Annotated in this window: 22 protein-coding genes; 6 read left to right on the forward strand and 16 right to left on the reverse strand. The window is 61.6% G+C overall.

Going from position 1 to position 21,116, the window contains the following annotated elements; all coding sequences use genetic code 11:
• The coding region (locus BM317_RS31365) for a calcium-binding protein (RefSeq protein ID WP_139236066.1) at positions 1-1,103 on the forward strand (1,103 nt) is incomplete at its 5' end.
• Positions 1,104-1,193: 90 nt separating this feature from the next.
• Here BM317_RS31365 and BM317_RS25300 read toward each other — a convergent pair.
• The 12 genes from BM317_RS25300 to BM317_RS25355 form a co-directional block, all read right to left on the reverse strand.
• Positions 1,194-2,018 (reverse strand): DUF4198 domain-containing protein, encoded by an 825-nt coding sequence (locus BM317_RS25300; RefSeq protein ID WP_092164722.1) that lies wholly within the window; start codon positions 2,016-2,018, stop codon positions 1,194-1,196.
• 8 nt (positions 2,019-2,026) lie between these two features.
• A complete protein-coding gene (locus tag BM317_RS25305; protein WP_092476693.1) occupies positions 2,027-2,359 on the reverse strand; it encodes a hypothetical protein in 333 nt (110 codons plus the stop codon).
• A 62-nt stretch (positions 2,360-2,421) separates the two neighbouring features.
• Positions 2,422-3,540, reverse strand: a complete 1,119-nt coding sequence (locus BM317_RS25310; protein WP_092476694.1) for a metal ABC transporter substrate-binding protein — start codon at positions 3,538-3,540, stop codon at positions 2,422-2,424.
• Complete coding sequence (locus BM317_RS25315; RefSeq protein ID WP_092476696.1) at positions 3,537-4,442, reverse strand: metal ABC transporter permease; 906 nt, start codon at positions 4,440-4,442, stop codon at positions 3,537-3,539. Before BM317_RS25315 ends, BM317_RS25310 begins: the two co-directional genes overlap by 4 nt.
• Positions 4,439-5,119: a metal ABC transporter ATP-binding protein gene (locus BM317_RS25320; RefSeq protein WP_256574248.1), complete on the reverse strand. Its 681-nt coding sequence runs from the start codon at positions 5,117-5,119 to the stop codon at positions 4,439-4,441. Before BM317_RS25320 ends, BM317_RS25315 begins: the two co-directional genes overlap by 4 nt.
• A gap of 23 nt (positions 5,120-5,142) precedes the next feature.
• A complete protein-coding gene (locus BM317_RS25325; protein WP_092164712.1) occupies positions 5,143-6,075 on the reverse strand; it encodes a metal ABC transporter solute-binding protein, Zn/Mn family in 933 nt (310 codons plus the stop codon).
• The gene (locus tag BM317_RS25330; RefSeq protein WP_092476700.1) at positions 6,072-6,806 is read right to left on the reverse strand and encodes a DUF6162 family protein; all 735 of its coding nucleotides are present in this window, start codon (positions 6,804-6,806) and stop codon (positions 6,072-6,074) included. The genes BM317_RS25325 and BM317_RS25330 overlap by 4 nt, the downstream gene beginning before the upstream one ends.
• A complete protein-coding gene (locus tag BM317_RS25335; RefSeq protein WP_092476702.1) occupies positions 6,806-7,294 on the reverse strand; it encodes a DUF6644 family protein in 489 nt (162 codons plus the stop codon). Before BM317_RS25335 ends, BM317_RS25330 begins: the two co-directional genes overlap by 1 nt.
• Positions 7,295-7,333: 39 nt before the next feature.
• Positions 7,334-7,816, reverse strand: a complete 483-nt coding sequence (locus tag BM317_RS25340; protein ID WP_092164709.1) for a DUF6644 family protein — start codon at positions 7,814-7,816, stop codon at positions 7,334-7,336.
• Positions 7,817-7,837: 21 nt separating this feature from the next.
• Positions 7,838-9,346 carry an alpha/beta hydrolase domain-containing protein gene (locus tag BM317_RS25345; RefSeq protein WP_092476703.1) on the reverse strand — a complete coding sequence of 503 codons (1,509 nt, stop codon included), beginning with the start codon at positions 9,344-9,346 and terminating at the stop codon, positions 7,838-7,840.
• A 33-nt stretch (positions 9,347-9,379) separates the two neighbouring features.
• Positions 9,380-10,144 carry a hypothetical protein gene (locus tag BM317_RS25350; protein WP_092476705.1) on the reverse strand — a complete coding sequence of 255 codons (765 nt, stop codon included), beginning with the start codon at positions 10,142-10,144 and terminating at the stop codon, positions 9,380-9,382.
• 64 nt (positions 10,145-10,208) lie between these two features.
• Complete coding sequence (locus BM317_RS25355) at positions 10,209-10,592, reverse strand: DUF6152 family protein (protein WP_092164706.1); 384 nt, start codon at positions 10,590-10,592, stop codon at positions 10,209-10,211.
• Between the two features lie 227 nt (positions 10,593-10,819).
• On the opposite strand from BM317_RS25355, the gene BM317_RS25360 reads away from it, so the two are divergent.
• Positions 10,820-12,157 (forward strand): alginate export family protein, encoded by a 1,338-nt coding sequence (locus tag BM317_RS25360; RefSeq protein ID WP_092476707.1) that lies wholly within the window; start codon positions 10,820-10,822, stop codon positions 12,155-12,157.
• A gap of 126 nt (positions 12,158-12,283) precedes the next feature.
• Here the strand turns inward: BM317_RS25360 and BM317_RS25365 are convergent, their stop codons facing one another.
• The 3 genes from BM317_RS25365 to BM317_RS25375 form a co-directional block, all read right to left on the reverse strand.
• On the reverse strand, positions 12,284-12,847 hold the full coding sequence (locus BM317_RS25365; protein ID WP_092476709.1) for a cytochrome b: 564 nt from the start codon (positions 12,845-12,847) through the stop codon (positions 12,284-12,286).
• Between the two features lie 106 nt (positions 12,848-12,953).
• On the reverse strand, positions 12,954-14,408 hold the full coding sequence (locus BM317_RS25370; RefSeq protein WP_092476711.1) for an aldehyde dehydrogenase family protein: 1,455 nt from the start codon (positions 14,406-14,408) through the stop codon (positions 12,954-12,956).
• 38 nt (positions 14,409-14,446) lie between these two features.
• The gene (locus tag BM317_RS25375; RefSeq protein WP_092164672.1) at positions 14,447-15,820 is read right to left on the reverse strand and encodes an aspartate aminotransferase family protein; all 1,374 of its coding nucleotides are present in this window, start codon (positions 15,818-15,820) and stop codon (positions 14,447-14,449) included.
• A 215-nt stretch (positions 15,821-16,035) separates the two neighbouring features.
• Between BM317_RS25375 and BM317_RS25380 the strand changes: the two genes are divergently transcribed.
• The 3 genes from BM317_RS25380 (at position 16,036) to BM317_RS25390 (ending at position 19,445) form a co-directional block, all read left to right on the forward strand.
• Positions 16,036-17,004: a helix-turn-helix domain-containing protein gene (locus BM317_RS25380; RefSeq protein WP_092164671.1), complete on the forward strand. Its 969-nt coding sequence runs from the start codon at positions 16,036-16,038 to the stop codon at positions 17,002-17,004.
• A 58-nt stretch (positions 17,005-17,062) separates the two neighbouring features.
• Entirely contained in the window at positions 17,063-17,803 is a 741-nt protein-coding gene (locus tag BM317_RS25385) for an IclR family transcriptional regulator (protein ID WP_092164670.1), read from the forward strand.
• Positions 17,804-17,996: 193 nt separating this feature from the next.
• The gene (locus BM317_RS25390) at positions 17,997-19,445 is read left to right on the forward strand and encodes an APC family permease (RefSeq protein WP_092164669.1); all 1,449 of its coding nucleotides are present in this window, start codon (positions 17,997-17,999) and stop codon (positions 19,443-19,445) included.
• A 66-nt stretch (positions 19,446-19,511) separates the two neighbouring features.
• On the opposite strand, the gene BM317_RS25395 is transcribed toward BM317_RS25390, so the two are convergent.
• The gene (locus BM317_RS25395; protein WP_092164668.1) at positions 19,512-19,895 is read right to left on the reverse strand and encodes a winged helix-turn-helix transcriptional regulator; all 384 of its coding nucleotides are present in this window, start codon (positions 19,893-19,895) and stop codon (positions 19,512-19,514) included.
• A gap of 101 nt (positions 19,896-19,996) precedes the next feature.
• Here BM317_RS25395 and BM317_RS25400 point away from each other — a divergent pair, with 101 nt between their 5' ends.
• Positions 19,997-21,115 carry an NADH:flavin oxidoreductase gene (locus tag BM317_RS25400; protein ID WP_092476713.1) on the forward strand — a complete coding sequence of 373 codons (1,119 nt, stop codon included), beginning with the start codon at positions 19,997-19,999 and terminating at the stop codon, positions 21,113-21,115.
• The last annotated feature ends 1 nt before the right edge of the window (position 21,116 follow it).

The following is a 21,116-nucleotide window of genomic DNA, read 5'->3' on the forward strand; positions in this document are numbered from 1 at the left end:
ATCAGGGTCGCGACAGCCTGACCCTCACTTATGCCGCGAGCGCGTCGAGCAGCGTCGTCGACCTGAACCTCAGTAATCTGCGCAACGTCGAAAGCGTCATCCTGAGCGGTACCGGGGCGTTCACCGTGATTGGCAACGAGCTGAGCAACAGCCTGATAGGCAATGCCTCGGCGAACAACCTCCAGGGTGGGGCGGGCAACGATAACCTCGATGGTGGCGCGGGTGCCGATACCTTGAGCGGCGGTACGGGCAATGACATCTACACGGTCGACGACCTCAAGGATGTCATCAGCGAAACCAGCACCTTGGTGGGTGAAACCGACACTGTGCGTTCGTCGGTCAACTGGAGCCTGGGTGCCAATCTGGAGAACCTCACGCTGACCGGCAGCGCCAACCTCAACGGCAGTGGCAACGCCTCGAACAACGTGATGACCGGCAATGCCGGCAACAACGCGCTGAGCGGCGGCGCTGGCAACGATACGCTGGACGGCGGCGCTGGTATCGATACGCTTATTGGCGGCGCAGGCAACGACACCTATGTGATCGACAACGCTCAGGACGTCATCAGGGAAACCTCCACACTGACCAGCGAAACCGATACGGTCGTCTCGTCTGTGAGCTGGATCCTGGGGGCCAATCTGGAGAACCTCACGCTGACGGGGACCACCGCCTTCATGGGGATCGGTAACGAACTGGACAACGTGCTGATCGGCAACGCCGGAAATAACGCCCTGGACGGTGGGGCCGGCAATGACACACTGATCGGCGGCCTGGGTGGGGACAGCCTCCACGGTGGAGACGGAGCCGACCGCTTTGTTTTCAACACGCTGGGTGAACTGGGCAAAGGATTTGGCGGTGACTCCATTTCCGACTTCAATAGCCTGCAGGGCGACAAGTTGGACCTGTCGAAATTCGATGCCAATCTCCTGACCACGTTTGTCGACACGTTCAGCTTCATCGATTCGAATGATTTCACGGCAGCGGGACAACTGCGCTTCGTCGACCAGGTGCTGTACGGCAACGTCAATGGTGATCTGGGCGCGGATTTTGAAATCCAGCTGACGGGTGTCAATACCCTCAACGCCAACGATCTGATCGTTTGATAGCTCGGGCCCTGTGAGGAAAATCCAGGGCCCTTTCTGTATCAAGTGTCGCGTTGTCACCATGTGCCTGCTGCTTGCGCTGGCGCCTGGTCACTTCATGTCCCTGGCCTGTACCCATAGCACTGCATCTTGCGAAAGGGGTTTGCCCTTGTGGGTTTTCGTCGTACCGATGTCGAGCGCCGCAATGCCCCACCAGCCGGCGCGAGGCAGGCCGATGGTCACGATTCCTTGGGCGTCCGAGTACGTACTCTGGGCTTTGAATGAGGCCTGGGGTGCCGTGACGTAGTCTTGCTGGCCGAAGGTATTTTTATCGAGATCAACGGAATGGTTGACGTATTCGATTTCGACTTCGGCGAATGGAACCGGCTTGCCATCGGCCAGCACCACGGCGCGGAACACGCTGCCCGTCCAGTTGGCATAGGGCTTGTTCAAAGGCTGGATCTCCACCGGCAAGCCTTGTGGTTCCGTCCAATTGCCGGGGACTCCGCCCACGTTCACGATCAGCTTGGTGAACTGTTGGATGTAGGCGTCTTCCTCGGTTTCCAGGTAAGGCTCGGGTTCGAGTACGAAGATATGGTCACCCAGTGAGCGCACCAACTCCCGTGGAATCGAGGCACGATAGGCCGTCGTTCGGTTGTCGCGACTCTGCCACTCGACGGGGCGCAGGTATTTGCGCAGATCGATTTTTTCCGCGCCGTGGGAACTGACATGACTGAATGCTCGGGGTGCATCCATGGTCATGGTGGGGCCGCCGGAGAAAGGATGGGTGAACACCAGCGCGAACTCGAGTTGTTCTGCGCGTTGCAGTGCCGTTTCTTCGACGTAGAGCATCTGGAAATGAGCTTGTGCAGCGCCGGTCAAGCCAGTGAACGTCGTCGCGGCCAGGGCTTGAAGCAGTTTTCGTTTGAACGTCATGGTCGTTTTCACTTTGAAATGTCGGAAGACTGAATCGTGATCTGATGACCGGCTCCACCCAGGAACACCACGGAATAGTTTCCGGCAGGGGGCTGGAATGTGTAGGTGTTGTCCTTGCTGACTTCGCTGACTTCGCCTTGGAGCAATACCTTGCCGCTCGGATCCTGGACATGGATTTGTCTGCCGGCGGCCGAGCTGCCATCGGTGAAGCCCGCCTCGCATGTCACCCGGTTATCGTCCTCGATGTAGCAATCGAAGACGGGGCCGTGGGCGAAGGTTGCCTGGCAGAACACCAAAGCGCCTGCCATCGATATCCGCAGTACTGAACCTATGGGTTTCATAGCGTCTCGCAGTCAAGATCGATCATTGGGGAAGGGGCGGGCCATCGCCTAATGCCGGTCAGTTAAGGATCAAGTGACACAAACCTGTGAGAGCAAAGCTCGCTCGCGACTGGGATGAGCCAGTCGACAACGCCGTTGACGGGGCTGCCGCCATCGCGAGCAAGCTTTGCTGCCAAGGATTTGGGGCATGACTGACTGGCACTAGGGGCATCGCCCCTCTTATTGTCATTGCCCGTCGCGGTGAAGGCCGCCAGCAGGGCGTCCAGGTTCGAACTCATGAGCGTCTCGTATCCGCTGGCCGTATCGGCGAGCATTCCCGGGTTGCCCGCATCGAGGATCAATAGCCGCGCGCCTCCGTCCTCGATGGCTTTGGCGATTCTGGCGTCCGGTGCCCACTTGTGGACCACCACGCGGATGTCATGCTCGCGCAGGTAACGAGTCAGTGCGGCGCGGTCGGCGTCACTCCAGTCGATGTCCTGGCGGACGAACCAACCGTCGACAAAGACGCCGAACTCGCCGAACAGGTAGATGAATTCATTGGCCAGCGACAACACGCGCAGGTCCGCCACCGCCGTCAGTCGGGCGCCGTAGTCGGCCTTGAGCCGGCGCAAGCGACCTTCGAGTTCAGCGAGATTGCGCTCTATCCGTGGCGCATCGGCGGGGGACAGACGTGCCAGGTCGGCAGCGATCAGCCCCGACATGCGCATGGCGTTGACAGGGCCGAGCCAGGCGTAGGGCGACGGGCCCTCATCGACATCACTCGCCGCAGCCCAGGGAACGTCGTTCGACGGCGCTTGGGTCACGGCCACGGCGGGCATGACGGTGTCCCATGAGCGCGAGGCGTCGATCTCGACGATCCGCAGGTTGTGATGGCGGGCTGTCGCATACAGCGGATCCGCACGCCAGAGACGGCCGAGGGTGACCACGGCTGCGGCCTGCTGGAACACTGTGGCGTTCAGGCGCGACAACGCGTTGGCCTGGCTTTCCATGGGGACGGCCGCACCTGCTGGAACACGGACGACTTGCAGAGTCGTACCGGTGCTGAGTGCCGAGGTGAGCGCATACACGGCTGGCAATGCGACAAGTACTTGCTGCTTGCCGATATCGGCAAAGGCCGAGAGCGGGACACCCAGCAGCACCAGCAGCGTCAACCAGGCTCCGTAGATTTCTTTCCTATTCATACGCTGGCGCCCCTGAAACGGGATGCGGTAGCGCGCATGACGGTGGTGGCGGCGAACACCAGGGCCGCGACGATCACGATGGCGCCGCCCGTGGGTACGGGGATGTGGAACTGCATGGGGACCAGAATGCCAACCACGCAGGAAAAGGTCGCGATCAGGATGGCGCGCGTCACCAGCCCCGGCAGTGAACGGCTGATGTTGCGTGCTGCCGCGGCCGGTATGAGCAAAAGGGCTTCGACGAGCACGGCGCCGATGATTTTCAGGCAGGCGACCGTCACCAGGGTGACCAGCACGACAAACAGGTATTCGACGCTTCGCACTCGCACGCCACGCGCATGGGCCAGGCTCGGATTGAGGCTGGCCAACAGCATGTCGTTGTACAGCGGCAGCCCGAGCAGCGCACACAGTGCCGTTACGCCAAGCAGCACGTTCATGTCGGTGTAGTCGACCGCCAGGATGGAGCCGAACAGCACACTTTCCATCACATGGGTGTTGATCCTGGCCGACACGAACAGCAGCAGTGACGCCCCGACTGCCAGGGAAATGGACAGGAACACGCCGATCAGCGTGTCATTGGCCAATGTGGTGCGGTGCTGCGTGTACTTCAGCGTCAGGGCGAACAGCAAGCAGAAGCCGAACATCGAGAAGTAGGGGGATGTGTAGGATTCGCCGATCAGCACGCCAATGGCCACGCCGGTCATCGCCGCATTACCGACGGACTGACTGAAGAACGCCATGCGCTTGATCATCACCATCGAGCCCAGCACACCCAGGAGCGGGCCGATGAGCACTGCGCAGAGCAGCGCGTTGATCACGAACTCGTACTCGAACGGTTGCGGCAGCAGGCCACTGGCGGCGAGCGCTTGCAGGTGGTTGCGAATGAACTCGTACAAGGCGCTCATTGGGCTCCCTCCAGCGAATAGGCGACCTGGTCCGGGGCGCCATGGAACAGCACGCGACGATTGATAACGGTCACTGATTGGGCGATGCGCCGGACCTGTTCCAGGTCATGGTTGATCCACAGGATAGTGACGCCCTGGCCATGCAACTCGGCCACCATCGCTTCCACCAGCCGCACCCCCGGTTCGTCGATGCCGGCGGTCGGTTCGTCGAGGATCAACAGCCACGGCATCGGGCTGATCGCCTGGGCCAGCAGCACTCGCTGGCGCTGGCCACCGGACAGGCTGCCAAAGGGTTTGGCGCCCATGCCAGCCATGCCGGTACGCGCCAGGGCCTCGGCATTGGCCGCCTTGGCGGATCGGCTCGAGCCCAGGAAGGCCGGCCGGCGTTGACCCAGAAGGGCCATGAGATCGTTGACCGTCATCGGTACGTTGCGGTCGAAGTCCGGCAATTGCGGGACATAACCCATGGGCGTCGTGACCTCGCCCTCGAAGCGGACCATCCCTGAATGCGGCATCTGGCCCAGCAGCGCGCGCACCAGTGAGGTCTTGCCGCCGCCATTGGGGCCGACCAGGCAGTGCAGGGCACCGGCTTCCACCCGGAAACTGACGTCGTCGAGTACTGGCGTACCTCCCAGTTGCAGGGAGACGTGATCGAACACCAGGGCGGGGCCGCGCATGGCCTGTTTCTCCTTCATTAGGTTCATCGCTGCGTAAACTCAACGGCTTCGGCCAAGGTCTCGAGGTTCTCGCGCATCGCCACCTCGAATTCGTCCGCGCTGTAGGTCGTGCCGGTGATGTGAGACAGCGCGAAGACCTTCACGCCGGTGGCGGCCTCGATGGGCTTGGCGAGATCGAGGGAGAAATTTTTCTCGGCGAACAGCACCCGTACGTTGGCCTTCTTGATCGCGTCGAGGGTGTTGGCCAACTGGCGTGCCGTCGGTGCGACGCCGTGGCGGGGCTCGATCACGGCGCTCACGAACAGGCCGAATTCCTGCATCATGTAGTCGTAGCCGGCATGGGTTGTCGCACAGCGGAACGATGACAGATCCAGGGCGGCGAAGCGGGTCATGAAACCTGCTCGCAAGGCTCGGATGCGTGCGGCATAGGCAAGGGCGTTTTGTCGGTACGCCGCGGCGTTATCCGGATCCAGCTCCCCGAGCCGGCGAGTGATCTCGAAGACCTGCTGTATCGCTGCCGTGGTGGATACGAAGGTGTGCGGATTGACCACCTTGGCACCGTCCTGGTCACCGCCGATGGGAATGAGGGCCACCGACGCATTGGCCTGGATGATCGGCAATGTCGCCCCACGGCCGGCGGCCTTGACGATCTGGAAGGCCCATTCATCGTGGCCGATGCCATTGACGACCAGGGCATCGAGTGTCATCGCCCGAGTGATGTCGTCGGGTTGCGGCTGATAGTTGTGTGGATTCGCTTGCGCCGGGATGAGTGCAACGACCTCGGCCCGGTCACCGACGATATTGGCCACGAAGCTGTAGTAGGGGTGCAGGGTGACGCCGATCTTGAGCTTCTTGCCAAGAGGGGCCGTCGGGCCGGCGAATGCGATGGCGGGTATCAATACCAGCAGCGCAAGGCAACGGCGCCACAGTGGGCGGTGTTTTGCAGGAGCGGTCATGGCTGGTTTCCTTTTACGCGTTCGACTTCACGGGTGCCGTCGTAAGGAATGACCTGGCGCCAACCGTTGCCGACCAGGGATTCGGGCTTGACGATGCCGGGGTAGGGCGCATTCGGGTCGGGGTGGACCCAGATCGTTGCCTGGTTGGCCCACATGACGCCGGCATGGGCGTGCCCAATGACCAGCAGGTAGGCGCTCTGGCCGGGCGCGCGGCCGGCGGAGCCGTAATAGACCGTGGCGCCCTGGCCCTGGGTCGCTTGTGACACTTCGCTGACGGCTGGGGCGGCAGCGTCGTCCTCGTGGTCATCGACGGAACCGGCATGGGGCAGATGGCTGCCAGGCAGAATCAACTGCCAGTGCACCTCACCGTTGGTCTTCCAAAAGGCGTCCCGGTAGAAGGGCGGCAGCAAGATATCCTGGGCACGCTCCAGCGTGATCCAGCCGCCAGTGTCGTTGTTGTTCCAGATGATTTCTTCACCGGCAGGCAGCAGGGCGCTGTGGATAGCCTGGTCGACCGCTCCCAGGCCATCGAAGGAGCGCACCTGCCAGCTCAAGAGGGGCGGTGGGCCGACGTGCTGAGGGCGCAGCAGCACGTAGCCTGTCACGCCGGCAATGATTGCCAGGGCCGCCAGCAGCAAGGCCAGCGACTCCCAGCGACCGGAAGCCGGGCGCACGAGTTTGAATGCACCGTTGGCGTCAGTGTCGGGCCAGGTTCGCGGCAGGCGAGCCATCAGACAAACCCAATCCAGCGGCCGAGGCCTATCACGCACGCCCACAGCGTCAACGAGCAGAATCCGGCGACACGGGCCTGGCCGGGCGGTGGCAGGGTCGTGTCCCATTGGTCGATCCGGCGATAGGCACCCAGGTGGAAGACCCCCATGTTGACGCCCGCCAGCAACAACACGGCCATCTTCCACAAGAACACACTGTTCTGCGCATAGGTGGTGGCATTGGAGGCAAACATGAGCAGGCCGGTGATCACGCAGGCGGCGAAGGCTACCCAGGTGTATGGCAGCAATTCCTGGATCAGTCGGAGCGCGCTTCGACGATGGGAGGCGATGCCAAGCAGGCGCAAGTCCACGACGGCGATTGTCCCGAACACCAGAGCGATGCCGATCACGTGCACCGACTCCAGGTTTGGAAAAATCGAACCCGACTCTCTGATCCGGGCGGCGACAGAGGTGTCCTCGAGGGCTTGCAGTATCGATTGGATGTCCATGGTGAATACCTGAGAAAAACGTTCATCGAAAAGCTGGAATCAGTAGGCGATCCAGCGACCGCAGAAGATCACGACGCACCACAGGGCGATCGATAGCCAGGCCAGCACCTTGGCGGGAGGCTCCTGGTCGTCGCCTTGTGCCTGAGCGGCAGGGCGCAGCAATGGACGCCGGATTGACCAGGCCAGCGTGAACACGGCGACCACCAGGCACATCTTCAGCCAGAACGTCGTGTTGACCAGGACGCGGTCGGGTTCGCCGATGATCATGACCAGGCCACTGAGCAGCAGAACGATGAGGGCGGCGCGCATCCATGGGAAATAACGGCGGATGACGCCGCGCATGGGCTCATCGGTGGCGAGCACACCGGCCAGTCTGAGGTCGGAGATGACGGCGGCACCGAAGATCACCGCGATGGCGACGATATGAATACTCTGGACGGTGGGCACGACCCAGAACATATCCCTGATGGCGGTGCTCACGGGGGACGCGTAGATCCAGGCGATGATGAGTTCTGATGACATCTGCTTTGCTTCCGCGTTGGGTTAGAAGTCTTGAGGTTTCGCGATCGGCCGCAGGCCCGTTGCGTCTTCTGGAAGGAGATAGCCCTGTTTGATCGAGAGCCCTTTGGCGTCTTCGAATGCCTGTTCGTAGCGGCTGAAGCTTCCATAACGCTGGACAAGTACGTCCTTGGGATAGGGCACCTTGGTGTCATAGATCAGGCCACAGCCGGTTTCCTGGTCCGTGAGGTAGGTCGCGCTGGGCACCTGGATCCATGGCGGGCGCACGCCCCCTTGCAGGTTGCCGGTGACGGGGTCGCGCGCGACGGCCTTGCCTTCGTGCACGACTCGCGGGGCCTTCGGCATGGCTTTGCCATCGCGCGCCCATTGGTCCATGCCATCGAGGAGCGCCGAGACGACCAGTTCCACCGGTTCGTCGTACAGCATCCGGCAGCGTGGGTCGTCGCCCTTGCCAATGTCGGCGGCGAACAGCTCGGTATGTTCCGTACCGAGGTCGGCCAGCCGCAGATGAGGCATGCCGGTTATTTCGTAGTAGCGGATCTGGGGGCTGTCGGTGTCCGGCGGCAGGTCGATGCCTTCGAGCACGTCGTGCATCAGTTCGGACTGGCTGTAGACGGTCACGAACGGCACGCCGTCGGGCATCTGGCGCGGTCGCCGGATAACGTCGCCGCCCACCTCGCCATAGGCCATGCGGCCGGTCATGTAGGCATCGATCAGCGGCCGTGTGTCGGGCATGCGCCATTGCTGGTGGCGGCCCTGGTCGAGATAATCCATCCAGACTTGCGCGGTCACCGCCCAGCTATTGACGTAGACGCGATGCACATCCAGGCCGGCCAAAGGGCCTTGCGCCGCATTGGTTTTGAGCAGCAACGCCAGCTGCGCCGCGATCCCCTGTGACTGTGGCACGAACGGATCGGGACCTTCACCGCGGGTGAAGCGCTGCGGATCGTAATAGCTGCCCAGCGGCGCATAGCGTGCATAGTCGAAGCGGCGCATGAACTCGAAGTTCACGATTTGTCCGTACTGGGCCATCTGTTTGGCTTCGGCGGCCGGGGTGTCCGAGATGAACTTGGGATCGACGGCCGGCCGGTTCATGTTCAGCGTGTAGCCGACGTACGCGTAGCCACGCCGTAGCAAGTAGTCACGGGTCAGGATCCAGCCTGCGCCACGCTCGCCGAACCAGCTGAACGGCTCGATCACCACCGTGCCATTGAAGCGCGCGGGATCCGCCGGTTTGCGTACCAGGATGCGCGTGGTGTACGGCGCTTCGAAGAGTTGTTTGCCCGCGGCGGTGATGGCCGGGGCGACGCCTTGCAGGTAAAACTCTTCCTCGATGTAGCCGTACTTTTCCAAATCGCTGTATTCGGTGCCCGGGCGTTTTGCCGACGACAGCGGTGGCTTGTCGGAGGGCGGAACAGGTATGGCCGTGGGCATACGGGGTACCTCTGCAAACGCGCTCGACGTGAGGATCAGCGAGAGCAGGGCGCCTTGCAGCGCCGGCCGCAGGCGGCTGATGGTCATCGCTCGTTCCATCCGGTCATCTCCAAGGGAGCATCGATAGGGGCTTCACTCACGGCTGAGGGACGCCTTGCCCTCGCTGTCGATCACGATCTGGTTGTTCTCGCAGACGTATTCTTGAATGGCGTAGTTGGAGCGCTTGTAGTCGAACGTGAAGCGATACGGGGTGTTGAGCACCTGCGGATCCTCGATCACCACCTGGTTCTCCAAGTGGTCCGGCCCCTTTAGCCTGATACGTTCGGTGATCTTCATTTCCTCACTGTGGGGAACGTCATAGAACGTCACGTCCGTTCGCACACGTTGGGTCTGCACCACGAGCGTGTCGCCTTCCCAGTGGCCGCGGGAATGGCCCTGGTACTTGGGATCGAGCTTCTCTTTGGGCGGCATGGCCTGGTTCAGGAGAATGCGGCGCACCTGCTGAAGGTACTCGCCGAGGACAATCACCTGCTTGTCGTCATGAATGATCTGGATCGGAAACAGCGCCGCCATCATCGTTGGCATGCCTTCGGGCAGACATCTGGAACTCGTCGTGGCCAATGGCGTGCCGGCTTCGTTCGCTGCGGCTTGTTTCTTTTTCAGCGCTGCGTATCCGCTGGCATAGGGTTCCTTCAGGTCCATCGGGCCGCCCGGGTGCACCGGATCGTCGGGGTTCTCACCGAACCAGTCGTCGGGGGTTCTTTCCCAGGTACCGCTGATATCCGGGCGCGTATTGTTCTGGGTCTTCGACGTTGCCGCGTTGCACACCCCGACGCCGGTCGCGAGGACGACGCCAAGGAAGATCATTGCTGCGCTCAAGGTTCGTGTCGGTTTCATTGAAACGTCTCCACGTTGCGGGCTTGTTCGGTTCGGTCGTCATGGAGCTGGAGAAGCACTTCTTCTATCCGCCGCCTGTGAGCACGACGTCACCGATCTTGATCTCCACGAGCAGACCGCCCGGGTCACCGTTTTTCAGCGGCCTGAAGGACACCTCGGCGTTTTCGCCGGCCTTGATGGAGTCAGCGCTCCAGCCCGCACGTTGCAGCGCGTTGACGCTGCCGGTCTCGATCTTGAATCGCTGGGGCGGAGGGCCGGGTGTGTCGAGGTAAATCGTGATGTGCGGATTGGTCCAGGCAAAGCGCTCGACGACGCCCGTTACCGTGACCGTCTTGGTCTGGTCGAACAACGCGAATGAATGGTGGGCAGTGGCCAGGGAGGGTAGGGCACTGCAAGCGACGATGGTCAGCAGGCAAAGCCCCTGACGTAACAGCGGTAATGGGGTCATGACGGATGCCTCGTTCTTATGCGTTCTTATGGCCCCAGCATAGGGCGCACGCATGGGTGGGCCGTAGCCCAAAACGGCAACCGTTCACGTCTCTGGAAATGTTTTCCGGGGGATGTCAGGGAAATGGGGCGTTGGCCCTAGCACATGCTGATTTGGGCTACCGCATGGGCGACCCGAATCGGAACACTCATGACTCGCCTCATAAATATAAAAACAGGAGAGACGTCATGCGCAGCCCCCATTACGCCCCGTTGCTTTCGCTGGTCGCACTCTGTGCGTTCGAGCCGCAGGCACAGGGTTACGAGCTCTACAACGAAAACGAAGGCGGGACCGTTCTGAACGCTGAGCTTTGGGCCGGGTTTGGCTGGTTCGGCAGCAGCAAGAATTACCTCGGCGACCCGCAGCGCGAGCCCGGCAGTATGCGGTGGCAGGAAGGGTTCGCCAAGTATGGTCTCAGCGGCACGACGAATCGGATCGCCGCCGGCTCGATCTACGGCGGCTTCAGCATGATCAGTACGGGATCATGGGGCGACGGCGACGCGGGGGGGATCACCGCCGGAAATGAAAGAGAAACCGCTGTGGAAGATGCCTACCTGGGCTGGAAGTCAGGTGATCTGATTCCGGCATTGGGCACGGACGGGGTTGATTTCTCTTTTGGCCGACAGATCGTTACGGTGGACGGCTTCCTGATTACCGATGATGGGTTCGCCCCCGGGAACGCTTTCAACCCCATCGAGGGCGTAGCGGATGGCCGCTTCAATCGCGGCGGTGCCTTTTACCTCGGCCCGCGGTTGGCGTTCGGGAATACGGCAGTCTTGAAGCTGGGCGGCACGGAAGGTCTTCACGGTAGCCTGATCTGGCTGAAATCGGATAACCCCGGGCAATCCAAGGCCGAAGTGGCGGCCGCCACCGTCGACTACACGACGCCCATCGGCTCGATCGGTTCGACGTACGTGCGCGGCCTGGATGTCGAGGAGCGATATGTCTTTGCCGATCGGGGTGAACGCAAGGGCATGGATATCTACAGCATCCGTGGCCAGGGCAATGCCGGCATCGAGAATGCCGACTTTGCGTTCGAAGTGGCGCGCCAGGAAAAACGCTCGGGATCGCAGCGGGCGATGTTCGTCGACGCGGGCTACACCTTCGCCGATGTCAAATGGCAACCGACGGTGAGCTACCGTTATACGCGTTACTCAGAAGGTTGGGACTTCCTGTTCCAGGGCGGTTTTCGCAAACGCTACCAAGGCGAAGTCGCCGCGAATTACGCAGGCTCAGTGACTTCGAACATGCAGATCAATGACGTGTTGCTCTCGGTCATGCCGACCGACAAGTTAACGCTCAACGCGATGGCCTTCGACTTCCACCAGCTTTCCCGGCGAGGCGAGCAGAACTTCAGCGCCCGCGAGTTCGACTTTTTTCTGGATTGGATGGTGACGGACAACATCACGCTCTCGCCACTCATTGGCTTATACAAGCCTGAGAAGTGGATCGGCAATGGGGGCAACCAGAGTGGGAGCGCATCAACCAATACCTACTTCCAGCTCATCGCCTGGGTGACCTTCTGAGCGGTCGTTCAGGCTGTGAAACAGCCTGAGCGCATTTCGGTGGCGATGTGTTGGTCGTCGACTTTACCGAGGCTCGTTGGTCCGAGCCATGAAGGCGTTGGCACTTTTCGCCAACGCCTGATCAAGTCACAGCATGCGGCGCAGGACGTCGTTTCGAGGATCGCGGTCATAAAACCGGTGCTTCAGGGCACCGGCGACATGCACCAGGATCAGACCGAGCAGGGTGTAGGCAAGCACTTTGTGCAGCCATTGGAAGACCACGAACCAGTCGTCATTCTTGCCCAGGAGTTCCGGAAGGTTCATCCCAAAGAAGAATACGCCGTCGCTCATTGTGTAGGTGCTCGACATCGAATAGCCCATCAACGGCACGATCACCAGCAGCGCGTACAAGGTACGGTGGGCAAGTCTTGACGAAACCCGCTCATACCGTGCCAGCGTCTCTGGCGGTTGTGGCAGCCTGGCCGCTCTCACCCGCACGGCGATCTGGACCAGAACCACCAGGAATGCCAGCACCCCAAAGGATTTGTGCCACGGGTAATAGAACTCATATTTGCTCGCCACTTCGTCAGCCAGCCCAGTCATGTGCCAGCCCGCCCAGAGGAGGCCAACGACGAGTACGGCGCGCACCCAGTGCAAAATCCGCAGGGAGGTCGGATACCGATCAATTATTGTTTGATTTACCGGATTCATCGCAGTCTCTCCATCGATCATCAAGGCATCGAAAAAGCACGTTTGAACGGCCACCCTCTGAGGCACGGGGACTGGGAGGGTGGTCCTGTCAGTGCAAGGATTGTTTTCAGCCGGGCAGCAGCACGGTAATGACCTTCTCCTCGGTGTAGGCCAGCGCGCCGCTGAATCCTCCTTCCCGGCCAATGCCGCTGGACTTGACGCCGCCCCATGGCAGGTTGGCGTCCAGCGGGCTCCAGCAGTTGATGCCCACGGCCCCGGCCTTCACCGCCGCAGCGACGCGATGCGCTCGTGCCAGGTCGCTGGTCCAGACTGTGGCGGCAAGGCCGTAGTTGGAATCGTTGGCGAGTGCGACGGCCTCTTCTTCGCTGTCGAACGTGATCACCGTGCCGACGGGCCCGAAGATCTCGTCCCGGGCGATCGCCATGTCATTGCGTGCGTCGGCGAAGATGGTCGGCCGGACGAACCAACCCTGTTCAGGGTTCGATACCCCACCGGCCAGCAGGGAAGCACCTTGGTCGATGCCCAGTTGGATGTAGCGGTTGACGCGATCCAATTGAGCTTTCTTGGCCACCGGCCCCATCTGCACGCCGGGTTGACGAGGGTCGCCCACTTTGACGGCGCGCGCGGCATCGGCCAGCGCTGCGGCGAAGCGATCGGCGAGGCCGCGTTGGACCAGGATGCGCGAGCCGGCCGCGCAGACCTGGCCCTGGTTGGCGAACAGGCCGAGGGAGCAGCCGAACAGCGCGTCGTCGAAGGCGGCATCGTCGAAGACAATCTGCGGGCTCTTGCCGCCCAGCTCCAGGGCCACGCGCTTGAACAGTACGCCGGCAGTGCGTTGGATCTCGCGTCCGGCTTCGGGGCTGCCGGTGAAGCTGATCTTGTCGACATGGGGGTGTTCGCACAGGGCGCGACCCACCTCGTTGCCGTAGCCGGTGACGACGTTGATCACGCCATCGGGGAAGCCCGCTTCCTGGGCCAGCGTTGCCAGGTGCAGCGCCGACTGTGGCGTCTCTTCCGACGGCTTGATGACCACGGTGCAGCCTGCCGCCAACAAGGCGGCGAGTTTCCAGACCGTGATCATCAGCGGTGAATTCCACGGAACGATGGCACCGACCACGCCCACTGGCTCCCGTACCGTGTACGAGAGGGACTTGGTGCCGAAATAGCCGCCGGAGGGAATGGTCCGCCCCTCGAGCTGGTTGGCCCAGCCGGCGGAGGCGCGCAGGTTGGCGACCGCATTGGGTACGTCCAGCCGGCGCGGTTCGATCGGCGAGCGGCCGATGGCGTCGGCGTCCATATCGGCCAGCACGTCGGTGTCGCGTTCCACCAGGTCGGCCAGTTTCGACAGCAGTCGGGCGCGCTGGGCGCCGTCAAGCTGGCTCCAGGTGCCACGTTCGAGCTGGTGGCGTGCGGCTCCCACGGCACGGTCCACGTCCTCGACGGTGCCGCGGGCGCAACTGCCGTAGACCTGTTCTGTCACGGGGTTGACGAGGTTAATGCAGCGGCCGTCAGAGGCTTCGAAAGACGCGCCTGCGATGAAGTGTTTCAAGTGCTCAGTCATTTTGAAGTCCATGAGTGATGTGCAGGAATCGGGACAGGTCACGCATCGAGGGAGTCCAGGGCGTCGCCGAAAATGTCCAGGGCCTTGAAGAACAGCGCCCGTGAGATCGTCAGCGAGGGCATGACACGCATCACGTTGCTGTAGCGACCGCAGGGAATCATCAGCACGCCGTGGCTCAGCAGGTAACCCATGAGTTGGCCAATCTTTTCCGGTGCCAGTGGCGCTTTGGTGGTCGGGTCCGAGACCAGCTCGATCCCGATCATCAGGCCGCGACCGCGAACCTCACCGACCAGCGGGCTGCCGAAGCCGCGAATACGCTCCTGTGCTTCCAGCCCCAGTGTGTGGGCACGGTTGAGCAGGTCGAGCTCCGGATCCTGGAGGATGCTGATGTTGGTTAGCGCCACTGCCGCGGACAACGAGTTGGCGGCGAAGGTGTTGGGCATCGATCCGTCAGGAATCGCCGCTGCCAGGTCCGAGCGCATGATCAGGCCGGCCATTGGCAGGTCGCTGCCAATGCCCTTGCCAAAGGTGAGCATGTCGGGCTTCACGCCGGAGTGCTCGACCGCCCACATCTTGCCGGTACGCCCGGCGCCGGACTGCACCTCGTCGACGATCAGCAGCGCACCGCTGCGGTCGCAGGCCTTGCGCAACAGTTGCAGGAACTCTGGCGAGGGCGGCACGTAGCCGCCTTCGCCCTGCACCGGCTCCACGATCACGGCAGCCACGTCATCGGCGGCGGTGTAGGGGGTGTTCAGCAGGTAATCCACGTACTCGCCGGCGATCTGCTCGGCGCTTTTGTGCGTGGTATCGAAAGGGAAACGGTAGGCATAAGGGTAGGGCGCATGAATGACGCCACCCATCTGGGCACCATAGCCCTTTCGGTAGGCCGTGCCTGTCGTCAGGGCACCGGAAGCGTTCCACACGCCGTGGTAGCCACCGTGGAAGGCGATGATCTGGTGCCGCCCGGTGACGCGCTTGGCGAACTTGATGGCCGCCTCCAACGCATCGCTGCCGCTTTGCGTGAAGAAGGTAATGCAGTCGCCGCGCAAGCCGTCGGGCGCGATCTCGGAGAGCTTGGCGGCCAGTTCGGTGCGCCGGGTGCTATTGACCTCCAGGGCGTGCATCAGCACTTCGGACTGTTCGCGAATGGCTTGCACCACTTTCGGGTGGCAGCGACCCACGCTGCTGACGCCCACACCCGCGGACAAGTCGATGTAGGTGTTGTCATCGGCGTCCTTGAAGGTCGCGCCGAACGCCCGATCCATGGCCACGGGCATGCGTCCGCCGCCGCGTGCCATGGATTCGGTACGCGCCGACAACGCCAGCGCCTCGGTGGTCCGGGGGCCGGGAATGGTGGAGGTGATCCGCGGGGCATCCGCGAAATGGAGGGCTTCGAGTTTGGCTTCGCTCATGATGGTCTCTCAGGATGTCGGTTTCAGTGTGCCGATCATCCCCGTGGCCCGTTCCTGGCCGGTAGCCCGAATCGGCACATGGTTGGGCCGCCTCGCGCGTCAGCACCGAAGCACAGGCATTTCCCAAAGAAAATTTGCAGAATTCTCTTTATGTGAGAATATCGCTCGGGAAGGCGATCTAAAAAAGAAGAATATCGGCCGAGGCTTTCGTCATCATGAAAAACCAGAACATCAGCCATTTCCATGACATTCATGTCCACGCCGCCACCGTCCAGGAGTGGAACCAGGATTACAACCAGTTGACCGCTGGTACGGCTGAGAGCTCACTTATCCAGTTGACGACGGCGCGCTGCCACGTGTTTCGCGAACAGATCAACCAGCGTGTCGTGCAGCACGGCGTGGCCCCACGGGGCAAGATGTGTTTCGCCGTGCCGATCACCGTCCCGGGTTCGATCCGGATGCAGGGGCGGGAAGTGGACGACAGCAGCCTGTTCTTTCTTCATGGTGGCGAAGAGTTCATGTTCCATATGCCGCTGGGAATGGAACTGCTGGCGATCACTTTCGAGCGTGAGTTGTTCGAACAGGCGTTGGCGCAAACCGCGTCGGCCAAGGAAATCGCTCAGTTGTTGCGTCAGCCGGTGATCAAGGTGTCCACTCAGCGCTATGCCGAGGCTCGCCGTCGAATGCTGGCGGCGTTCTCCCAGGCGCTCTTGAGTGAAGAACTCGACCATGCGCAAGACCGGGAACAGGCGCTGGAGCAGACCATGCTCGGCGAGCTGCTGCAATTGATGACCGACCCCGCCTGCGACAAGCAGCAGCGCACGCCAAGTTCCACGCGCAGCTACATTGTCGAAAAATGCCACCGCCTGGCGACCGGGCAATTGAACAACGTGCCCAGCGTGGACGAGTTGTGCCAGCGACTCCAGGTCAGTCGGCGTACGGTGCAGAACAGCTTCCGCTCGGTGACCGAGACGACGCCGGTCAATTACCTGCGCTCCGTGAGGCTGAACGGTGTGCGCCGAACCCTGATGTCCACCCCCGCGTCGTATCTTTCGATAGGCGATGCGGCGGCCCAGTGGGGCTTCTATCACCTCAGTCATTTTGCGGCGGAGTACCAGGCGCTGTTCGCAGAATTGCCGTCCCAGACCACACGCTCTGCCATCGGCGGTTGCGCCCTTGCTTGAGCCTTTGCCCGCTGCAGCCGACAGCGGACAGGCTTGCCTGCACAAGGATGTCGAAAAGATGAACAGCCTTCGCCGCCTGCTCAAGGTCTTCGACTTGTTTCGCCCTGAACAGCCGGTCATCGATGTGGAGGTGATTTGTCAGGAGCTCGGCTACACGCCCGCCACCGCCTATCGTTATCTGCGCGAACTCGGCGACGCGGGGTTCTTGAAGCGATTGCCTCGCGGCTACGCGCTCGGCCCCCGCATCGTCACGCTGGAGCATCAGATGGCCCACTACGATCCATTGCTGGCCTGCAGCCGGGGCCTGGTGGACAAACTGGTGGCCGACACGGGCCTGGACGCACTGGTCAGCGAATGGCATGGCGACTCAGTGGTCAACGTGCTGATCCAGCGGGGTTCCGACGCCGGCCCCGTGGGTGGCGACCGGGGGCGGCCGATCGATCTTTTCCACAGTGCGACCGCTCGGGTCGTATTGGCCTATCTGCTGCCGCGCCAGATCCGCCGCATCTACGACGTCCACGCCAAGCCCACCGAAGTGCTGCATCATGGGATGGAGTGGAAACCGTTCACCAAGGGGTTGCTCGCCATCCGCAAGCAGGGCTACTGCATCAGTGAAAGCGAGCTGTATCCGGGGCGCAGTGGCGTTGCGGCGCCGATCTTCGACGAAAAACGCCGAGTGCTCGGGAGCATGACCCTGGTGGGGCGTAGCGAGCGGTTCCATGCGTTCCAGCAGAGCTACTTGTGCGACCTGGTCACCGGCGCGGCGTCGGAACTGACGGCGCGTATCGCCTTGCAGTAAGGCGAGAGCAGCTGGACGGCTGGCTTTTTTGAGGGGAACGCGCCGCTTACCGATTTGGGCTAATGGGGCGTTCGGCGGCAGGCATAGGATCGAATCCAGCGTGCGACACGAACAATAACGCTATCCGGTGACGGCGAGCGATTGACTGCGCCGATCCTACAGCGACTGCCTCATACAATAAGGTCAAGAAAACATGAGTGTACCTCTCCCGGTCAATAGCTCCACGGAGCTCAAGCGTGGGGCCCTGGGTGTCGGCTTCATCATCTTCTTCGTGGTTTCGGCGGCGAGCCCCTTGAGCGTCATCGCCGGCGGCTTCCCCATCGGCATCATGCTGGGCAACGGCGCTGGCACACCGGCCTTGCTGATCCTGGCCTTGCTGGTGTTACTGGCATTTTCGGTGGGCTACACCACCATGTCCCGGCACGTGACCAACGCCGGCGGTTTCTATGCCTTCACCTCTCGCGGCCTGGGTGGCTTGGCCGGCGGCGCGGCGGGGGTGCTGGCGATGTTTGCCTACAACATCCTGCAAGTCGGACTGTATGGGATGTTCGGCGGCGTGGTCAGCGGCACGATGGAAAGCGTCTTCGGCCTGGTATTGCCCTGGTGGTCGTACTCGTTGATGGCGATGGCCAGCGTTGCGATTCTCGGCTACCGCAAGATCGATCTGTCCGCCCGGGTGCTGTCGGTCATTGTGATCGCCGAATACCTGGCGATCCTGCTCCTGGATTTCGCCATTCTCAGGACCGGTGGCGACAGCGGGATCAATCTCGATGCGTTCGATCGCAACCACGTGTTCAGCGGCACGCCATCCATCGGCTTGCTGTTCTGCTTCGCGGCGTTCATCGGCTTCGAGGCCACCACTATCTACGGTGAAGAAGCCAAGAACCCGCAGCGTACGATCCCGATTGCCACCTACTGTTCGGTGTTGCTGATCGGCGGGTTCTACGCGCTGTCGGTCTGGTCGATGGTGATTGGCGTGGGCGCGGACAAGATCGTCTCCACGCTTCAGGCCTTGCAGGACCCCACGACGTTTATCTATGGCATGTCCGACCACTTTGTCGGCCCGCACCTGACCCAGGTTATCCGCGTGCTGTTCATGGTCAGCATCTATGCCGGGCTGCTGGCGTTCCACAACGCCGCGGCCCGCTACTTCTACGCCATCGGGCGTGATGGTTTGCTGCCCAGCCGGTTGGGCACCACCCATCGCGTGCACCAGAGCCCGCACATGGGCTCGGCATTACAGAGCCTGATCTCCGCCGTGGTGGTACTGATTTTCGCCGCCATGGATGCCGATCCGATCCTGCAACTGTTCGCCTGGCTGTCCAACCTGGCGACGCTGTGCGTGATTCTGCTGATGGCGCTCACGTCCGCAGCGGTATGGGTCTTTGCCCGGCGCCACCCCGAACTCAAGCTGGGGATCTGGCGGGGGCGGATTTTCCCTGGCTTTTCTTGCGTGGCCCTGCTGGCGGTCCTGGTCATCGCGGTGGTGCATTTCGATGTGCTGACCGGCGCCAGCAAGGCCTTGTCATACGGCCTCTGCGCGATCATTCCCGCAGCTTTGCTGGCGGGTGTGTTTCTGGCGGCGCGACTGCGCAAGGTGGCACCGCAGCGGTATTTGGGGTTGGGGAGTCATAAGCTATAAACGGCCCATTTTGGACAAATGGTTCAGAAACGGTGTGCATCCCTTGTAGCTTGGGGGCTAACCGAATCACTCCGCCAGCTTGAACTCCGCGGCCTCGTCAAACTTTGACCGGGCCGCTTCAACCTCGGGCAGCTTGTCGAGCGTCCATTTATGCAATTCGCGAAATGGCTGCTGCAATGTTCGACCCAACGGGGTGATCTCATACTGCACTGCCACGGGCGAGAACGAAATGATCTGGCGCGAGACGAGACCATTGCGTTCCAGCCGCCGCAGGCACTGGGTAAGTGCCTTCTGGGTGACGCCCTCCAGGCGACGCTTGATGGCGTTAAAGCGATGCGGCCCGTCATCGAGCACCGCCAGAACCATCATTGACCACTTATCCGCGATCTGGTCGAACAACGCCCGGCTTGGGCACTCCGACGAAAAACATTGGGGCTTTAATTCCAGCATCGAAGTGTCCTCACGTATACCTAGGCGATTTTAAGTGCCTAATTGACATCAGGTTTACAAAATATACTTTATGGCCTCCGAAAACAAATGGAGTCCATCCGATGTCGATCCTTGATACCAGCATCTTATTCCGTCCTTTTTCCATCCGGTCGCTTGAACTGAAAAACCGGATTGTCATGGCGCCGATGACGCGTCTGTTCTCACCCGAAGGCATCCCGGGTGAAGCAAGCACTGCCTATTACCGGCGGCGGGCGGAGGGAGGTGTGGGCCTGATTTTGTCGGAAGGTACCGTGATTGATCGCCCGGCATCGCGCAATGATGCCGGTATTCCCTTTTTTCACAGCGAAGCGGCGCTGGCTGGATGGAAGAACGTGATCGATGCTGTCCACACGGCTGGCGGGCGCATGGCGCCGCAGATCTGGCACACCGGCTCCACGCGCTACATCAACGACTGGGAGCCGGATGCTCCCGTTGAAAGCCCGTCGGGCCTGGTTTCGCCAGGTGACTTGCGTGGCGTGGCGATGAGTGAAGAGGACATTGCCGACACGGTAGCCGCGTTCGCAAAGGCCGCAGCGGATGCCAAGCGACTGGGTTTCGATACCGTTGAGATCCATGGAGCCCATGGTTATTTGATCGATCAGTTTTTCTGGTCTGGTAGCAATCTGCGCACCGACCGCTACGGCGGCCCGACAATCAAGGAACGCTCGCGTTTTGCCAGTGAGGTCGTCTCTGCCGTTCGTCAGGCTGTTGGCCCGCAATTCCCGATCATCATGCGCGTCAGCCAGTGGAAGCAACAGGACTACGGGGTGCGCGTTGCTGAAACGCCGGCAGTGATGGAGGACTGGTTGTTGCCACTGGTCGAGGCCGGTGTCGACGTCCTGCACTGCTCGCAGCGCCGCTTCTGGGAGCCTGAGTTTCCCGAAATTGACGGTGAGAACGGGTTGAACTGCGCGGGCTGGGCGAAGAAAGTCACTGGCGCCACAACCATCAGCGTCGGTTCGGTTGGGCTGGAGAATGATGTCACTAACGCCTTCGCCGGCAAGGGATCAGTCCCTGCGAGTCTGGATCGGCTCATCGAGCGTATGGAGCGCGGAGAGTTCGATCTGATCGCAGTAGGGCGTGTATTGCTCAGTGACAAGGATTGGGTCGCCAAGGTGGAAAGAGGCGATTACGCGGATCTGAAGGGCTTCAATCCGGCCTCTTTAGCTGAATTGGTTTGAA

Origin of the sequence: Pseudomonas sp. NFACC24-1 (genome assembly GCF_900115235.1) — a bacterium.
In the GTDB taxonomy this organism is placed as follows: Bacteria; Pseudomonadota; Gammaproteobacteria; order Pseudomonadales; family Pseudomonadaceae; genus Aquipseudomonas; species Aquipseudomonas fluorescens_AA.

Bases quoted from the DNA above. Each gene is read 5' to 3' on its own strand.
- BM317_RS25375 (WP_092164672.1), bottom strand. From the start codon at position 15,820: ATGAGCGAAGCCAAACTCGAAGCCCTCCATTTCGCGGATGCCCCGCGG.
- BM317_RS25310 (WP_092476694.1), bottom strand. From the start codon at position 3,540: ATGAATAGGAAAGAAATCTACGGAGCCTGGTTGACGCTGCTGGTGCTG.
- BM317_RS25340 (WP_092164709.1), bottom strand. From the start codon at position 7,816: ATGTCATCAGAACTCATCATCGCCTGGATCTACGCGTCCCCCGTGAGC.
- BM317_RS25380 (WP_092164671.1), top strand. From the start codon at position 16,036: ATGAAAAACCAGAACATCAGCCATTTCCATGACATTCATGTCCACGCC.
- BM317_RS25305 (WP_092476693.1), bottom strand. From the start codon at position 2,359: ATGAAACCCATAGGTTCAGTACTGCGGATATCGATGGCAGGCGCTTTG.
- BM317_RS25315 (WP_092476696.1), bottom strand. From the start codon at position 4,442: ATGAGCGCCTTGTACGAGTTCATTCGCAACCACCTGCAAGCGCTCGCC.
- BM317_RS25360 (WP_092476707.1), top strand. From the start codon at position 10,820: ATGCGCAGCCCCCATTACGCCCCGTTGCTTTCGCTGGTCGCACTCTGT.
- BM317_RS25330 (WP_092476700.1), bottom strand. From the start codon at position 6,806: ATGGCTCGCCTGCCGCGAACCTGGCCCGACACTGACGCCAACGGTGCA.
- BM317_RS25350 (WP_092476705.1), bottom strand. From the start codon at position 10,144: ATGAAACCGACACGAACCTTGAGCGCAGCAATGATCTTCCTTGGCGTC.
- BM317_RS25400 (WP_092476713.1), top strand. From the start codon at position 19,997: ATGTCGATCCTTGATACCAGCATCTTATTCCGTCCTTTTTCCATCCGG.
- BM317_RS25355 (WP_092164706.1), bottom strand. From the start codon at position 10,592: ATGACCCCATTACCGCTGTTACGTCAGGGGCTTTGCCTGCTGACCATC.
- BM317_RS25390 (WP_092164669.1), top strand. From the start codon at position 17,997: ATGAGTGTACCTCTCCCGGTCAATAGCTCCACGGAGCTCAAGCGTGGG.
- BM317_RS25335 (WP_092476702.1), bottom strand. From the start codon at position 7,294: ATGGACATCCAATCGATACTGCAAGCCCTCGAGGACACCTCTGTCGCC.
- BM317_RS25370 (WP_092476711.1), bottom strand. From the start codon at position 14,408: ATGACTGAGCACTTGAAACACTTCATCGCAGGCGCGTCTTTCGAAGCC.
- BM317_RS25300 (WP_092164722.1), bottom strand. From the start codon at position 2,018: ATGACGTTCAAACGAAAACTGCTTCAAGCCCTGGCCGCGACGACGTTC.
- BM317_RS25385 (WP_092164670.1), top strand. From the start codon at position 17,063: ATGAACAGCCTTCGCCGCCTGCTCAAGGTCTTCGACTTGTTTCGCCCT.
- BM317_RS25325 (WP_092164712.1), bottom strand. From the start codon at position 6,075: ATGACCGCTCCTGCAAAACACCGCCCACTGTGGCGCCGTTGCCTTGCG.
- BM317_RS25395 (WP_092164668.1), bottom strand. From the start codon at position 19,895: ATGCTGGAATTAAAGCCCCAATGTTTTTCGTCGGAGTGCCCAAGCCGG.
- BM317_RS25345 (WP_092476703.1), bottom strand. From the start codon at position 9,346: ATGGAACGAGCGATGACCATCAGCCGCCTGCGGCCGGCGCTGCAAGGC.
- BM317_RS25320 (WP_256574248.1), bottom strand. From the start codon at position 5,119: ATGCGCGGCCCCGCCCTGGTGTTCGATCACGTCTCCCTGCAACTGGGA.
- BM317_RS25365 (WP_092476709.1), bottom strand. From the start codon at position 12,847: ATGAATCCGGTAAATCAAACAATAATTGATCGGTATCCGACCTCCCTG.